Here is a 15,174-nt window from a genome sequence, read left to right on the forward strand (position 1 = left end):
GTTGCCTCGTGACGCCTCGCCCCGCCGCTATCTGATGTGCCCACCGGCGCATTTCAGAGTGACGTACTCGATCAACCCGTGGATGGATCCGTCGAAACCCGTGGATCTGCCGCTGGCTCTCGCGCAGTGGGAGGTGCTCCGCGACCGCTACCGCGCTCTCGGTCACACCGTCTCCCTGCTCGAACCCCGACCCGGCCTGCCCGACATGGTGTTCGCCGCCAACGGCGCCACGGTCATCGACGGCCGCGTGCTCGGCGCGCGGTTCGCCCACCCCGAGCGCACGCGGGAGGCCGAGGCGCACCTGGCCTGGTTCCGCGCGCGCGGCTTCACCGACATCCATGAGCCGGCGCACATCAACGAGGGTGAGGGCGACTTCGCCGTCACCGCCTCGTACATCCTGGCGGGGCGGGGCTTCCGGTCCAGTCCCCTCTCGCACGACGAGGCACAGGAGTTCTTCGGCCGGCCGGTGATCGGTCTCGATCTGGTCGACCCGCGCTACTACCACCTGGACACCGCGCTCTGTGTCCTGGACGACGCGGCCGACGAGGTCATGTACTACCCCGGCGCGTTCTCGCCCGGCAGCCGGGCGGTGCTCGCCCGGCTGTTCCCGGACGCGATCATCGCCGAGGACGCGGACGCGGCGGCCCTCGGGCTCAACGCCGTGAGCGACGGCCGCCATGTGCTGCTGCCGCAGGCCGCGGCCGGACTCTTCGCCCCGCTCAGGGACCGGGGCTACGAGCCGATCGCCATGGATCTGGGCGAACTGCTCAAGGGCGGCGGCAGCGTGAAGTGCTGCACGCAGGAGCTACGGCAGGAGCAGGAGCTGGACGTACGGCGGGAGTTGCTGCTCTCAGCCTGATTCCGGCGAATGATCGGACTGATCCGGCGCGTTGTCGCGCCGCGCGTCGTGGGGTGGCCAGGCGTCGCCCCACGACGCGTCCCGCGCGGACCGGTAGAGCGGACCGTGCCGCTTGCTCACCGTCTCGCGCCGCAGCCCGTCCGTCTCCGTACAGAGGTCGAGCAGCATCTGCCCCTTGCGGGTCTGCGGCTTGCGGGTCACCCGCGCCCGCACCGGCTCCGCGTCGAAGCGCACGGCCGCCACGTAGCTGAACTTCTCGTCCTCGTACGCCAGCGAGCCGCCCTTCACCTGCCGGTGCAGCGACGACCGGCTGACACGCGCCGCGAAGTGGCACCAGTCCGTGCCGGGTTCGATGGGGCAGGCCCCGCTGTGCGGGCAGGGCGCGGCGACGCGCAGGCCCGCCCCGATCAGCACGTCGCGGGCCTCGATGACGCGCTGGTAGCCGTCGGGGGTCCCCGGCTCCACGATCACGACGGCCTCTGAGGCGCGCGCCGCCTCCGCGACGAGGGCTGCCCGATCGCCGTCGGTGAGCTCGTTGAGGACGTAACTGACGGTGACGAGGTCGCACTCGGGGAGCTTCAGTCCCGTACCGATCCTGGTACGGCGCCACTCGACGTCCCGCAGCGCGGGCACCCCCGACCCGATGGCCAGCTCACGGCCGAGGGCGAGTGCGGGCTCGGCCCAGTCCAGCACGGTGGTGGTACGCCCTCCTCCCCCGTCGCCGTCGCCATCGACGTCGCCGTGATCCGGCCAGGTCGCCCCGGCCGCCCAGACCGCCGCCCCCGTACCACCGCCGACATCCACATGGCCGGCCGGCGCCCACCCGGGCGCGGCGGCGGCGAGCGCTTCGAGCGCGGACCGTACGGCCTCGAAGGTGGCGGGCATCCGGTACGCGGCGTACGCGGCCACGTCGGAGCGGTCACGCAGAAGCGGTGTGCCGGTCGGGGTCACTCCCCGGTAATTGGCGATCAGCCGCTCGACGGCCCGGGCGGCCTGGCTCGGCGGCAGTCCGTCGAGCAGTCCGGCCAGCGCGGCACGCAGGGCTTCGGCGGTGGGGAGGGAGGCGTTCACCGCCGAAATTGTAGGCGCCCGGGCAGTTGCCTGAATACGACTGTCCAACACTCTGCGGGCACCTGACGGGCACGGAATCGGGGCTGAACGGGCTGCGGCGGGCACCCGCCCAGTTGCTACGCTGACGGCCGTTGCCGCTCCATCGCCACACCGTGCTCGCGGGGGGACCAAGTTGTCGTTTTACCGTGCTCGCGGTCTGACGCCTATGTCCTTGATGACCAAGCGGCAGAAGATCGTGCGCGTCTCGCTCATCGCCGGGGTGCTGATCCTGGTGATGCTGCTCGTACTGGCGAGCTGCGGTGGGAGCAAGGACGAGGCCAAGCCCGAGAAGCCCGTCGTCAACACCGGTCCGGACACCCAGCTGAACGTGCCTGACGGCTACAACACCCGGCGCGGCTGGGAGATTTCGGATGTGTCGCCGCAGTACGCGGTGGCGTCCGCGACCGGCCTCGTCGCGTATCTGGCCAAGGTCGACGAGAGCCGGTACCAGCTGCGTACCCAGAACGCCTCGACCGGCAAGGCCGGTTGGTCGGGCGAGGCGTGGCGGCCCCTGGCGCCGGTGGACCGGTATCCCCGGCTGCTCTCGCTGACCAAGGGTGACAAGCAGTACTTCGTGACCTGGTCGTACGGGCGGCTCGGCGAGTACGCGCTGGCATCGGCCGACTCCCTGATCTCCCTCGACGTGTACGACGCGGCCACCGGTGAGCAGCGGCGCGTCGAGGTCCCCTGGGCGGACGCGCCGACCGTCACCGGCGCCGGCCCGGGGATCCTGATCAGTGACGGCAAGGCCATCAGCGCGGTCATCGACCCGTCGACGGGCGAGGTGTCCAGGACGGCACCCGGCTCGCTCGGCTATCCGAAGGGCTGCCCGAACTGCAAGAAGCTGACCGAGGTGCGCGGGGTGACCTCGAAGGGCCTGCTGGTGAGCGGGGCGAAGGAGTTCTGGGTACGGGGCGGCTGGTTCAGCCGGAAGGTCGCGCCGAAGGGCACCGAGCCGACGTCCGGGATCCCCGCGTCCATGTCGCACGGCCACGTTCTGGCCAAGTGGCATAAGAAGAAGGGCGCGAAGGACGCCGCCACGCACGACATGTGGGTGGTGCACACCCTGGACACCGGCAAGGCCGTGGCGGAGGTCCGGTGCCGTAAGCCCGCGATCAACTCCGGCGCCGACCCGCAGCTCGTCTCCTCCCCCGACGGGCGCTATCTCATCGCCGGCAGGCTCGCCTTCGACCTGGACGAGAAGAAGGGGTACTGCTTCGAGGAGGCTGACGGCACCAGGCCGCTGACGCTGACCTCGGTCTCGGACACGGGTGTGGCGTACGGGGCGACGAAGGCCCGCAACGTGACGGACGCCCTCTCCGGCGGCGGCAATCCCGTCGAGGTGGATCTCGCCACCGGCGAGCCCGAACCGCTGGCGCTCAACGTGCGCCTGCCGGCCGGGGACGCGAGCGGGATGGGACTGTTCCGCTGGACGGACGGCAAGGACCGCCCCCATCTGATCGCCTACTCGCTGCACGAGGAGAGCTGACCGCTCGCTCCCGCTCCGAGGCACCCGAAGGACAGGGGGCTCAGCGGCTCAGGGTCCGGTCAGCTCCGCGGTCGCCACCCGGTGCTGGGACTGCCAGGGGCGGCACAGCGCCAGGAAGCAGACCAGCGATCCGGCTCCGCACACCACCTGCACGACGGCCATCGGCACCGCCGTCGCCTCGCCCGCGATTCCGACGAGCGGCGAGGCGACGGCGCCGATCAGGAACGACGCCGTGCCGATGAGGGCCGACGCCGCCCCGGCGGCGTGCGGGGTCCGCATCAGTGCCTGGGCGTTGGTGTTGGGCATCGCGAGCCCCATGGCCGACATCAGGACGAACAGCCCGGCCGCGACGGGGAACAGGCCGGGCTCGCCGAACACCCCGCTCGTCATCAGCAGCAGCGCCAGCCCGGCGAGCGTGATGACGACCAGCCCGAAGGCCAGCACCTTGTCCATGCTGACCCGGCCGACCAGCAGCCGGCCGTTGATCTGACCGACGGTGATCAGACCGATGGAGTTGACGCCGAACAGCAGGCTGTACGTCTGCGGGGACGCCCCGTAGATCTCCTGCACCACGAACGGCGAGGCCGCGATGTACGCGAACAGGGCCGCGAAGGCGAGCCCGCCCGCCAGCATGTAACCGGTGAACACCCGGTCGGCGAGCAGCCCGCGCATCGTGCCGAGCGCTTCGCCGACGCCGCCGCTGTGCCGCTTCTCACTCGGCAGCGTCTCGTGCAGCCACTTCACGACGACGAGGGTCAGCGCGATACCGACGACCGTCAGGACGACGAAGATGCCGCGCCAGTCGGTGACCTGGAGCACCTGGCCGCCGATCACCGGGGCGATGACCGGCGCGACGCCGGAGATCAGCATCAGGGTGGAGAAGAACCGGGCCATCTCGACGCCGTCGTAGAGATCGCGCACCACGGCGCGGGCGATCACGATGCCCGCCGCGCCCGCCAGTCCCTGGAGAAGGCGGAAGCCGATGAGCAGTTCGACGGTGGGGGCCAGCGCGCAGATGGCGGTGGCGAAGACATAGACGACCATGCCGAGCAGCAGGGGCTTGCGGCGTCCCCACTTGTCGCTCATCGGTCCCACGACGAGCTGGCCGAGGGCCATACCGGTCAGACAGGCGGTGAGGGTGAGCTGCGCGGTGGCGGCCGAGGAGCCGAGGGCGCGGGTGACGGCGGGGAGCGCCGGGAGGTACATGTCCATCGACAGCGGCGGCAGGGCGGTGAGTCCGCCGAGGACGAGCGTGACGACGATGCCGGCGCGGCGCGCGGCGGGGATACCGACGGCGGTGTCGGTCTTCTTCAGGGTGGAAGCGGTGGCTATGTGCCCTTCGCATAGGTCTGTGGTTCGGCCGCCGTCCGGCATTCGCATCTCCATGTAGTTGAAACCCTCCCTATGCTCTCAGCTCGGGCCGAGTGGTCGTGACCTTTTTTTTGTGTAAGGAGCATTTATGACGGCGGAACGTGACGGAGACGGCAGGGCGGACGAGGCCGGCCGAGAGCGCACGGTGCGATGGGGCATCCTGGCGACGGGCGGCATCGCGGCGAGGTTCGCCGAGGACGTGGGGAGCCTGCCGGGCGCCGAAACGGTCGCCGTGGCCTCGCGCGGCGAGGCGTCGGCGAAGGCGTTCGCCGACCGGTTCGAGATCCCGCGGGCGTACGGCGACTGGGCCGGGCTGGTCGCCGACCCGGACGTGGACGTGGTGTACGTCGCGACGCCGCACTCCGCGCACCGCGCCGCGGCGGGGCTGGCCCTGGAGGCGGGAAAGGCGGTGCTCTGCGAGAAGGCGTTCACGCTCAACTCGCGCGAGGCACGGGAGCTGGTGGCGCTCGCCCGTGAGCGGGACCTCTTTTTGATGGAAGCCATGTGGATGTACTGCAGTCCGGTCGTCCGGCGGATGACGGAGCTGATAGCGGACGGCGCCATTGGCGAAGTCCGCACGATCCAGGCGGACTTCGGACTCCAGGGCCCCTTCGGTCCGGAGCACCGGCTGCGTGATCCCGCGCTCGGCGGCGGCGCGCTGCTGGACCTCGGGGTCTACCCGGTGTCGTTCGCGCAGCTGATCCTGGGCGAGCCCGACCGTGTACAGGCCGACGCGCTCCTCTCGCCCGAAGGGGTGGATCTCAACACGGGGATGCTGCTGGGCTGGGAGTCCGGCGCGACGGCGCTGCTGAGCTGTTCCGTGACGGCCGCGACTGCGTCGACGGCGACGGTGACCGGCACGGCGGGCCGGATCGAGCTGCCGAGCGGCTTCTTCGCACCGGAGGCCTTTGTGCTTCGCCGGGACGGGCGGGATCCCGAACAGCACACCGTGGAGAGCCCGTTGGGAGGCATGCAGCACGAGGCGGCCGAGGTGATGAGGTGTCTGCGGGCCGGCGAGACCCAGTCGCCACTGGTGCCGCTGGAGGGAAGTCTGGCGGTGATGCGGACGCTCGACGCGGTACGTGAGCGCGTCGGCGTCCGCTACCCGGTGGACGAGGTGTCCTGACGACTCGTCACTCACCACCATCTGACCCGCCGTCAACCGAGCGCGTGTCAGACGGGCTTGAGGCCGGGGTCACCGGCCTCCGTCACGAAGGACCCGGCCGTCGACAGGGGCGCGCCGGGGGTCGTGACGGCGGAGACCGTCTTGAAGTCGGCGCGCGCCTCCTGCCGGCCGAGCGTGACGGTCACATAGCCGCGACGCCCGTTGTAGAACTTCATGTGCGGGTTGGCGGTGGTGAGGTTGTCCCAGTTGGACGGCTTGTCCGCACCGTCCTTGCCGCTGGCGATGGAGGTGGCGACGATCTCGGTGCCGACGGTGCGGGAGTCGGGATCGTTGAAGTCGGCCTTGAGGTCGAAGCCGTAGCCGACGTGCACGTCGCCGGTCAGCACCATCAGATTGTCGAGACCGGCCGCCTCCGCGCCGTCCAGAATCCGCTTGCGGGAGGCGGGGTAGCCGTCCCAGCCGTCCATCGACAGCTTGAAGTCCGGCCGGGGCACGTCGCGGCGCTGCGCGAACGTCACCTGCTGCGGCACCACGTTCCACCTCGCGCGGGACTGCTTCCAGCCGTTCAGCAGCCACCGCTCCTGTGTCTCGCCGGTCATGGTGCGTGCCGGGTCCTCGGACTCCGGTCCCGGGACCTGCCAGCCGTCCCCGTACGCCTGGTTGGAGCGGTACTGGCGGGTGTCGAGGATGTCGAACTGGGCGAGGCGCCCGAAGTGCAGCCGGCGGTAGAGCTGCATGTCGGGTCCGTCGGGCTGCTGGGGGGTGCGCAGGGGCTGGTTCTCCCAGTAGGCGCGGTAGGCGGCGGCCCTGCGGAGCAGGAACTCCTCCGGCGGTACGTCGTTCTCCGGTGTCTCGTCCGCGTAGTTGTTCTCCGTCTCGTGGTCGTCCCACGTGACGATGAAGGGGTGCGCGGCGTGCGCGGCCATCAGGTCCGGGTCGGACTTGTAGAGGCCGTAACGCAGCCGGTAGTCCTCCAGCGTGACGGTCTCGCGGTTGTAGTGCGCGGGCAGCCGCCGGTCGGTGTAGTTGCGGGCGCCGCCGACCGCTGTCACGGCGTACTCGTACAGGTAGTCGCCGAGGTGGACGACGACGTCGAGGTCCTCGGCGGCCAGGTGCCTGTACGCGGTGAAGTAGCCGTCGTGGTAGGCCTGGCAGGAGACGGCGGCGAGCTTGAGTTCCCCGACGTTCGCGGAGCGCGCGGGGGCGGTGCGGGTGCGGCCGACCGGGCTGATCCACTTCCCGGCGCGGAAGCGGTAGAAGTAGAAGCGGTCCGCGTCGAGGCCGGGGACCTCGACATGGACGCTGTGGTCGAACTCGGGGTGGGCGGTGGCGGTGCCACGTCTGACGATCCGGGTGAACCGCTCGTCGTGCGAGACCTCCCAGCGTACGGAGACCCTGCTCCGGGGCAGGCCGCTGTCGGACTGGTACGGGCTGGGCGCGAGGCGGGTCCAGAGCAGTACGGACGCGGGCTGCGGGTCGCCGGAGCCGACGCCGAGTGTGAAGGGGTCGCTCTTGATTGTCGCGGCGTCCAGCTCGGCGGCGCTCGCGGTGCCCGCCGTGGGCAGGTTGACGGCGAAGGCCAGCGCGGCGGCGGCGCCGGTGACGGTGAGGAACCTGCGGCGGCCGAGGTGGGCCGCGGCGGCCCGCAACTCGGGCGAGTGAGCGGCGGCGGTCCGGCCGGCGGGCGTGCCTGTGCGTGCGGGTGTCATGTGATGTGCCCCTCCCCTGATGGCTGTTGTCAGAGGAAGTGCAGCCGTACGCGACGTCCGATCGTTGTCGGGTACACAACATCGGAGTGTCCGCCTGATGAGTTCCCCGTGCGCGCTCCTCCTCCCGTACGCTGCGGGCCCATGAGTGCTGAGCGGAAGATCGCCGTGGTGACGGGAGCGGGTTCGGGCATCGGACGGGGCGTCTCGCTCGCCCTCGCCGGGGCCGGCTGGTCGGTGGTGCTCGCGGGGCGGAAGGCGGAGCGCCTGGCGGAGACGGCGGCGCTGGCGCCCGGCGCGGACCTGGTCCGGGTGCCGACCGACGTGGCGCGGCCCGAGGACGTGGACGCGCTCTTCGGGACGGTGCGCGAGAGGTACGGCAGGATCGACTTCCTCTTCAACAACGCGGGCACGTTCGGCCCCGGCGGCGTACCGCTGGAGGATCTGCCCTACTCCGCCTGGCGCAAGGTCGTCGACACCAATCTGACGGGCTCGTTCCTGTGCGCGCAGGCGGCGTTCCGGCTGATGAAGGACCAGGAACCGCAGGGCGGCCGGATCATCAACAACGGGTCGATCTCGGCGCACGCGCCACGCCCGGACTCGGTGGCGTACACGGCGACCAAGCACGCGCTGACCGGCCTCACCAAGTCGCTGTCCCTGGACGGCCGTCCGTACCGCATCGCCTGCGGCCAGATCGACATCGGCAACGCGGCGACGGACATGACGCAGCGCATGCGGCGGGGTGTGCCGCAGGCGAACGGCGAGCTGGCGGTGGAGCCGGTGATGGACGCGGCCGATGTCGCGACGACGGTCCTGCACATGGCGGAGCTGCCGCTGGAGGCGAACATCCAGTTCGCGACGGTACTGGCGACGACGATGCCGTTCATCGGGCGGGGGTAGGACCCCCCGCGCCGACGTCGGGAATGCCTCCGCGCCCCCGGTGGTTGGCACGCGCATGAGCGAACCCACACTGACCGGCGAAGTCCTGCGCTACACCGCCTTCTCGAGCGACCCCGCCGGCGGCAACCCGGCCGGCGTCGTGCTCGACGCCGCCGGGCTCACGGACGACGCGATGCTCGCGATAGCCGCCGACCTCGGGTACAGCGAGTCCGCTTTCCTGACGGCGGCCCCCGACGGCGCCGGTGAGCCGGGGCGGGCCTTCACGATCAGATACTTCAGCCCGAAGGCCGAGGTCCCGTTCTGCGGGCACGCCACCGTCGCCACCGCGGTCGCGCTGGCGGAGCGGATCGGCGCGGGCGATCTGGTCTTCGGGACGCGCGCCGGGACCGTGCCCGTGACGGTCACCGCGGGCGCGGACGGCGGCGCGCCGCGCGCCACGCTCACCAGCGTCGAGCCGCACGTCGAGGACGTCGACGACGCCGACCTCGCCGAGGCGCTGGCCGCGCTCGGCTGGCCGGCCGGCGATCTCGACCCGGCCCTGCCCTCGCGCATCGCGTACGGCGGCGCCCGCCACCTCGTCGTCGGCGCGGCGACCCGCGCCCGGCTGGCGGACCTGGACTACGACTTCGCCCGCCTCGAAGCGCTGATGCACCGGCTGGACCTGACCACGGTCCAGCTGGTGTGGCGCGAGTCGGCGGACGTCTTCCACGTACGCGACCCGTTCCCGGTGGGCGGTGTGGTCGAGGACCCGGCGACGGGAGCCGCGGCGGCGGCGTTCGGGGCGTACGCGCGCGAACTCGGCCTCGTACCCGAGGCGTCGGTGCTCACCCTCCACCAGGGCGTGGACATGGGCCGGCCGGGAGTGCTGACGGTGGAGCTGCGGGCGGGCGACGCCCGCGTCCGGGTGACGGGCACGGGCGCCCCCATCCCCGCGGGGCCCGCCCAGGGGGTGTCCTGACCCCTGAACGGGCCCCGCGATGCCGTCCCGCGATGATGCCGTCCGGGATCAGGACGACGCTTCGCCCGGCGCCGCCAACAGCTCGGCGATCTCCCGGAGTTGCGCCGCGCTCAGCGCGCCGAACTCCCGGGCGCCCGCGTTCTCCTCGACCTGTGCGACCGACCGGAAGCCCGGAATCGGCACGGTCAGCTCGCTGCGCGCCCACAGCCACGCGAGCGCACCCTGCGCGAGGGTGCGCCCGTCGCTGGTGAGTGCGGACCGGACGGCGTCGACCCGCGCCACCCACTCGGGCAGCGCCCCGCCGCCCTCCCCGAACCACCGCAGCCACGACGGCGGTACGGCCCTTATGTCGCCCTTGGCGCCCCGGCTGCCCGCACCGGTCTTGTCGGTGAGCAGCCCCATCGCGAGCGGACCGCGGTTGATGCTGAGGAGCCCGTGCCGCGCGCACAGGTCGAGCATCTCGGGGGTGTCCTCGAGCACGTTGCACTGGTGCTGCACGGCCGCGCAGTGCGGCCCTTCGGCGAAGACGGCGGCACGCGCCGGGTCGTCGGTGCTCCAGGCGTACGCGCGGATCAGCCCCTCGGCCACGAACTCCTCGCAGAGATCGCGGAGTTCGGCGCCCTCCGCGAGTGAAGCGGCGCCGACGTGGAACTGGTACAGGTCGATGTGGTCCGTACCGAGCCGGCGCAGCGACGCGGTCAGCGCCTTCCTGGCGTAGTCGGGGGTGGTGACCGGGCCGGTGGCCGTACGGGTCGCCTCGTCGAAGGAGCTGCCCCACTTGGTGGCGATGACCACCTCGTCCCGCCGCCCGGCGATCGCCCGGCCGAGTATCCGCTCGCTGTGCCCGGCGCCGTACGCGTCCGCCGTGTCGAAGAATCTCACGCCCAGTTCGAGCGCCCGCCTGATCGCGGCGACGGACTCGTCGTCGTCCACCCTGCCCCAGCCGAGCGGCTTGCCGTCGCGGTCCTGCCACTCGCCTCCGATGGCCCAGCAGCCGAAGCCGAGCGAACCGATCTCCGGGCCGCCGTGTCCCAACGTCCTTGTCTTCATGGGCGGAACGGTAGACGCTGGAGTGCGCTCGAAGGCAAGAGTGGCGGCCGGCGTCGGCGACCCGCGCGTACCAGCTCCCGGCCCCGTGCCCGTACACGTCTCACTCCTCCGGCTCGCGCTGCTCCCCGCACGGCCCATCCCGCCCGCCTATGCTCACGGCATGGAGCAGAGCGAGGTCCTGAAGCGCGTGATCGGCATCCTGACGCAGGCCGGTGACTGGCAGCGTCGGCTTGAGGAGGACACCGGTCAGGAGCAGGACATGGACGCCGAGATGGGCGTCGTGACCGAACTGCTCAACGAGACGATGCCCCGCGTCGAGGTCCCGGCCGACGCGACCCCCGAGGAACTCAGCGCCCTGCTCGGCCGGGAGGTCGGCGGCGCCGTGGAACAGCTCGTGGGGGCGTTCACCCTCGCCTTCGTGACGCTGGCCCGCGTCCACGACGCCGGCGGCCCGGAGGTCTCGTCGGCGGACATCCTCCAGGACCTGGCACTGCGCGCCGAGGAACTCTGACCGCCCGTCCCGTCAGCGCCCCCGGTTGCGGGGGTGGTCACGGGCCATACGCTCGTTCCCGAATTTGTACGCCCCGGTCCACCGGGCCATCACCAACTGGGCGTCACCCGCCTCGACCTGCGCGACGAACTTGTCGGCGCGCCCACCCCTCAGCGTGCTCGCCACCCGTCCCCGGTGCGTGATGACGACGGTGCCGTCGGTGTGCCGCTCGTAACTGAATCCGGTGGGTCGGGGCATGCCCCCATCCTCGCCCCTGCCGCGCTCACGGGCTCCCCCGGGGCGAGGCCGGCCGGGGCGGCAGACGAGTCGGGCTGTACGCCGGGTTCTGTCGCCCGGTCGCCTCGCGGCGGCCGGGGAGACGGCCATCCATCTAGGACCGACGTTGCCGTCGGCCTCCTGCGGTCTACCCGCGGACTCGGGCGGGCAGCCCTCGGACGTCCGCGCAGGACCGTCTCGCGACGGCCCCTCTTGACCTTGCTCCAAGTGGGGTTTACCTAGCCGCCTGAGTCACCTCAGGCGCTGGTGGTCTCTTACACCACCGTTTCACCCTTACCCGGCACCTGGGCGCCGGGCGGTCTGTTTTCTGTGGCACTGTCCCGCGGGTCACCCCGGGTGGGCGTTACCCACCACCTTGCCCTGTGGAGTCCGGACGTTCCTCGGGAAGATCCGAGGATCTTCACGCGGCCGTCCGCCCGGCTCGTCTGCCGTGATCGTCATGATACCCGCCCCGGCGGTCACCCGGGTGCCCGGCCGATCCGCCTTGACCTTGTCGCAGCGTCAGGGTTTCTACTGGGGTCATGCGAATCGGAGAGATCGCCGCGCTCGTGGGGGTCACCTCGCGGGCGGTGCGGCACTACCACCATCTGGGGCTGCTGCCCGAGCCCGAGCGGCGGTCCAACGGCTACCGCGTCTACACCGTACGGGACGCCGTCCTCCTCGCCCGGATCCGCAGGCTCTCGGAGCTGGGGCTCAGCCTGGACGAGGTGCGGGACGTGCTCGCCGACGACGCGGGGCGGGAGCTGGCCGAGGTGCTCGGTGAGCTGGACGCCGATCTGGCGCGGCAGGAGGAGGAGATCCGGACCAGGCGGCGCAGGCTCGCCGAGCTGATGGCGGGGACGCCGCCTCCCGAGGGTCCGGTGTCGCCCGCGCTGGCGCGGCTGCTGGGGGCCATGCCGGAGACCACCTCGGCGATGGCGGCCAAGGACCGCGAGCTCCTCACGCTGCTCGACACGGTCGGCGGCGACGAGATCGTCTACGACGCACTGCTCCCCCTGACGCACGACCCGGACGTCCTCGCGCTCTACGAACGTCTCGACGACCTCGCCGACGCGGCGGTCGGCGACCCCCGTGTCGGGCCGCTCGCCGAGGCGCTCGCGGCCGTCATCCCGGCGGAGGTGCTGGCGAAGTTGGCGCGGGCGGACGGTCCCGCGCTGGAGGGGTTCGGCGACGCGTTCCTCGCCGATTTCGCCCCCGCCCAGGCCCAGGTGGCACAGCAGGTGATGGAAGAACTGGCGAAGAGGATGGGCGGGGAGAGGGAGAAATGAACAAGGTCCTGTGGGTGATGGTGCCGGCCGAGATCACGCTGGTCGTGTGTCTGCTGGCGGGCGTGGACGTCCCGGCGCCGGTCATCTGGACCGCCGAGGCCGTCGTGCTCACGCTCGTGGCGGTCGAGGCCGTGCTGGTGCGGCGGCACTACAAGGCGGCACGTCTCGCCGGGGCCGAGCGCCGGGCGGCTCTCGCGCGGGCCGTGGAGGCCGCCGTACCGGCCACCGCACTCAGGCTGCTCGTCAACGAGGCGCGGGGCGTCACCAGCCTCGTACGGTGGGTGGCCCGGCGCCGGCACGGCGTGCGCGAGGGGGATCTCGCCGCCGCGTACACCGGCCCGCAGACGGCGATGATGTACGGATTGCTCTTCGTCTCCGTCATCGAGACGGTGGCGCTGGCGATGCTCATCCCCTGGCCGTTGGTGCACATGATCCTGCTGGTGCTGGACGTGTACGGCGTGCTGATGGTGCTCGCCCTGCACGCGGCCTGCGTCACCCGACCGCACGTCGTGGGCGCCGACGGGTCGCTCCGGGTGCGCTGGGGCGCGCTGTTCGACATGCGGATCGGGAGCGGTCAGATCACCTCGGCGCGTGTCGAACGCCGTTACCCGGACGGCTCGTTGATCAGGATCGACGAGCCGGGCGGGACGCTCGACCTGATCGTGGGCGGGCAGACGACGGTACGGGTGGAGCTGAGCGAGCCGGTCGGGTTCGTACGGCCGATGGGGGCACGCGGCACGGCGACGGTGGTCCGCTTCCACGCGGACGACCCGGCGGCGCTGGTGGCCCGGCTCACACAGCTCAGGACGGCGCCCGCCGAGGCACAGGACGGGGTCGCGGACCGGGCCACGGGCGGGGACGGGATCGTGCGCCGCGTCGCTTAACCTGGCGGACCGGGGGCCGCCCCCCGGTCGTCGCGTCCTTGAGGAGAACCGCCGTGCTCGTGCTGCTGCCACCGTCGGAAGGCAAGGCCGCTTCCGGCCGCGGGGCTCCGCTGAAGCCGGAATCGCTGTCACTGCCGGGGCTGGCCGACGCACGGGCCGCCGTGCTGGACGAGCTGGTCGAGCTGTGCGCCGCCGACGAGGAGAAGGCCGCGGCGGTCCTGGGGCTGAGCGAGGGTCTGCGCGGCGAGGTCGCGAAGAACGTGGAGCTGCGGACCGCGGGGACGCGGCAGGCCGGGGACATCTACACCGGCGTCCTGTACGACGCGCTCGGCCTGGCCACGCTGGACACCGCCGCGCGGCGGCGGGCCGGGAGGTCGCTGCTGGTCTTCTCCGGGCTGTGGGGCGCGGTGCGGATCGGCGACCGGATTCCGTCCTACCGCTGCTCGATGGGCGTGAAGCTGCCGGGCGTCGGGGCGCTGAGCACCCACTGGCGGAAGGCGATGGCGCCGGTGCTGCCGGAGGTGGCCGGTGACGGGCTCGTACTGGACCTGCGCTCGTCGTCGTACGCGCCGGCCTGGAAGCCGGTGGGCGACGTCGCGTCCCGTACGGCGACGGTGCGCGTCCTGCACGCGCAGTTCGTGGACGGCGTCGAGAAGCGCTCGGTGGTCAGCCACTTCAACAAGGCCACCAAGGGGCGGCTGGTACGGGACCTGCTGATGTCCGGCGCGAAGCCGCGCAGGACCGGGCAACTGGTGGAGACGTTGCGCGAGTTGGGGTACGTGGTGGAGGTCGCGGCGCCCGGCGGGGCGGGGCGGCCGTGGTCGCTCGACGTGGTGGTGACGGAGATCCACTGAAGGCCGCGCCGGGCGAGCGTTGCGCAGGACGCAACGCTCATTGCGAGGGACGTGGGCGGCGCGGCAGGATGGTGGCATGACCTCCGTGCTGGACCTCGCCCCCGTTGTCCCTGTCGTCGTCGTGGACGATGTCGCCGACGCCGTACCGCTGGCGCGCGCCCTCGTGGCCGGCGGGCTGCCCGCGATCGAGGTGACGCTGCGCACGCCGGTCGCGCTGGAGGCGATCCGGGCGATCGCCGCGGAGGTGCCAGACGCGGTGGTCGGCGCCGGGACGGTCATCTCGGCGCGGTCGGTGACGGACTCCGTGGCCGCCGGGGCGCGCTTCCTGGTCAGCCCCGGGTGGACGGACACACTGCTGGAGGCGATGCGGGCGTCCGGGGTGCCGTTCCTGCCGGGGGTGTCGACGACGTCGGAGGTCGTGGCGCTGCTGGAGCGGGGCGTGAGCGAGATGAAGTTCTTCCCGGCGGAGGCGGCCGGCGGTACGGCGTATCTGAAGGCGCTGTCGGGGCCGTTGCCGCAGGCGCGGTTCTGCCCGACGGGCGGGATCTCCCCGGCGTCGGCCGGGTCGTATCTGGCGCTGGGCAACGTGGGCTGCGTGGGCGGCTCCTGGATGCTGCCGGCGGACGCGATCGCGACGAAGGACTGGGACCGGGTGGAGAAGCTGGCCCGCGAGGCGTCGGCCCTGCGCTGACGGCGGCGCGGTGTGACGCACCGGCAGGAGCGGTGTCACCCACCGGCCGGAGCGGGTCCCGCACCGACCGGCGTACGGAACTGCCCGGCGTACTCGGTCAGTTGCCCGCCCGCGCGCACCG

Annotated in this window: 15 protein-coding genes and 1 other RNA gene; 10 read left to right on the forward strand and 6 right to left on the reverse strand. The window is 72.0% G+C overall.

What is annotated here, in order from left to right:
- Nucleotide 1: 1 nt before the first annotated feature.
- Entirely contained in the window at nucleotides 2–859 is an 858-nt protein-coding gene (gene ddaH, locus SSPS47_RS08700; protein WP_203557802.1) for a dimethylargininase, read from the forward strand.
- Here the strand turns inward: ddaH and SSPS47_RS08705 are convergent.
- Nucleotides 851–1,930: a small ribosomal subunit Rsm22 family protein gene (locus SSPS47_RS08705; protein ID WP_164250013.1), complete on the reverse strand. Its 1,080-nt coding sequence runs from the start codon at nucleotides 1,928–1,930 to the stop codon at nucleotides 851–853. The genes ddaH and SSPS47_RS08705 overlap by 9 nt on opposite strands.
- 214 nt (nucleotides 1,931–2,144) lie before the next feature.
- Here SSPS47_RS08705 and SSPS47_RS08710 point away from each other — a divergent pair, with 214 nt between their 5' ends.
- Nucleotides 2,145–3,458, forward strand: coding sequence for a hypothetical protein (locus SSPS47_RS08710; protein WP_164250015.1), 1,314 nt, complete (start codon nucleotides 2,145–2,147; stop codon nucleotides 3,456–3,458).
- A gap of 48 nt (nucleotides 3,459–3,506) precedes the next feature.
- On the opposite strand, the gene SSPS47_RS08715 is transcribed toward SSPS47_RS08710, so the two are convergent.
- Nucleotides 3,507–4,844, reverse strand: coding sequence for a multidrug effflux MFS transporter (locus SSPS47_RS08715; protein WP_239064815.1), 1,338 nt, complete (start codon nucleotides 4,842–4,844; stop codon nucleotides 3,507–3,509).
- Nucleotides 4,845–4,986: 142 nt separating this feature from the next.
- Here SSPS47_RS08715 and SSPS47_RS08720 point away from each other — a divergent pair, with 142 nt between their 5' ends.
- Nucleotides 4,987–5,955 carry a Gfo/Idh/MocA family oxidoreductase gene (locus tag SSPS47_RS08720; protein ID WP_164254454.1) on the forward strand — a complete coding sequence of 323 codons (969 nt, stop codon included), beginning with the start codon at nucleotides 4,987–4,989 and terminating at the stop codon, nucleotides 5,953–5,955.
- Between the two features lie 47 nt (nucleotides 5,956–6,002).
- Here the strand turns inward: SSPS47_RS08720 and SSPS47_RS08725 are convergent, their stop codons facing one another.
- Nucleotides 6,003–7,664, reverse strand: a complete 1,662-nt coding sequence (locus SSPS47_RS08725; protein ID WP_164250016.1) for an alkaline phosphatase D family protein — start codon at nucleotides 7,662–7,664, stop codon at nucleotides 6,003–6,005.
- A gap of 141 nt (nucleotides 7,665–7,805) precedes the next feature.
- On the opposite strand from SSPS47_RS08725, the gene SSPS47_RS08730 reads away from it, so the two are divergent.
- Together SSPS47_RS08730 and SSPS47_RS08735 are read left to right on the forward strand one after the other, a co-directional pair.
- Nucleotides 7,806–8,561, forward strand: coding sequence for an SDR family oxidoreductase (locus tag SSPS47_RS08730; protein WP_164250018.1), 756 nt, complete (start codon nucleotides 7,806–7,808; stop codon nucleotides 8,559–8,561).
- Between the two features lie 55 nt (nucleotides 8,562–8,616).
- Complete coding sequence (locus SSPS47_RS08735; protein WP_164250020.1) at nucleotides 8,617–9,519, forward strand: PhzF family phenazine biosynthesis isomerase; 903 nt, start codon at nucleotides 8,617–8,619, stop codon at nucleotides 9,517–9,519.
- Between the two features lie 48 nt (nucleotides 9,520–9,567).
- Here SSPS47_RS08735 and SSPS47_RS08740 read toward each other — a convergent pair whose 3' ends face one another.
- Entirely contained in the window at nucleotides 9,568–10,569 is a 1,002-nt protein-coding gene (locus SSPS47_RS08740) for an aldo/keto reductase (RefSeq protein ID WP_164250022.1), read from the reverse strand.
- 160 nt (nucleotides 10,570–10,729) lie between these two features.
- Between SSPS47_RS08740 and SSPS47_RS08745 the strand changes: the two genes are divergently transcribed.
- Nucleotides 10,730–11,080, forward strand: coding sequence for a hypothetical protein (locus tag SSPS47_RS08745; RefSeq protein ID WP_078077598.1), 351 nt, complete (start codon nucleotides 10,730–10,732; stop codon nucleotides 11,078–11,080).
- Between the two features lie 12 nt (nucleotides 11,081–11,092).
- Here the strand turns inward: SSPS47_RS08745 and SSPS47_RS08750 are convergent, their stop codons facing one another.
- Entirely contained in the window at nucleotides 11,093–11,317 is a 225-nt protein-coding gene (locus SSPS47_RS08750) for a hypothetical protein (protein WP_164250024.1), read from the reverse strand.
- 61 nt (nucleotides 11,318–11,378) lie between these two features.
- Nucleotides 11,379–11,780, reverse strand: an RNA gene (gene rnpB, locus SSPS47_RS08755) — RNase P RNA component class A.
- 97 nt (nucleotides 11,781–11,877) lie between these two features.
- Between rnpB and SSPS47_RS08760 the strand changes: the two genes are divergently transcribed.
- From SSPS47_RS08760 to eda, 4 genes are all read left to right on the forward strand, one after another.
- Nucleotides 11,878–12,624: a MerR family transcriptional regulator gene (locus tag SSPS47_RS08760; RefSeq protein ID WP_164250026.1), complete on the forward strand. Its 747-nt coding sequence runs from the start codon at nucleotides 11,878–11,880 to the stop codon at nucleotides 12,622–12,624.
- On the forward strand, nucleotides 12,621–13,508 hold the full coding sequence (locus tag SSPS47_RS08765) for a hypothetical protein (RefSeq protein ID WP_239064816.1): 888 nt from the start codon (nucleotides 12,621–12,623) through the stop codon (nucleotides 13,506–13,508). Before SSPS47_RS08760 ends, SSPS47_RS08765 begins: the two co-directional genes overlap by 4 nt.
- A gap of 53 nt (nucleotides 13,509–13,561) precedes the next feature.
- Complete coding sequence (yaaA, locus tag SSPS47_RS08770) at nucleotides 13,562–14,362, forward strand: peroxide stress protein YaaA (RefSeq protein WP_164250028.1); 801 nt, start codon at nucleotides 13,562–13,564, stop codon at nucleotides 14,360–14,362.
- A gap of 76 nt (nucleotides 14,363–14,438) precedes the next feature.
- Nucleotides 14,439–15,053 (forward strand): bifunctional 4-hydroxy-2-oxoglutarate aldolase/2-dehydro-3-deoxy-phosphogluconate aldolase, encoded by a 615-nt coding sequence (gene eda, locus SSPS47_RS08775; RefSeq protein ID WP_164250030.1) that lies wholly within the window; start codon nucleotides 14,439–14,441, stop codon nucleotides 15,051–15,053.
- Nucleotides 15,054–15,174: the final 121 nt, after the last annotated feature.

It is taken from the genome of Streptomyces sp. S4.7, from assembly GCF_010384365.1.
Classification (GTDB): Bacteria; Actinomycetota; Actinomycetes; order Streptomycetales; family Streptomycetaceae; genus Streptomyces.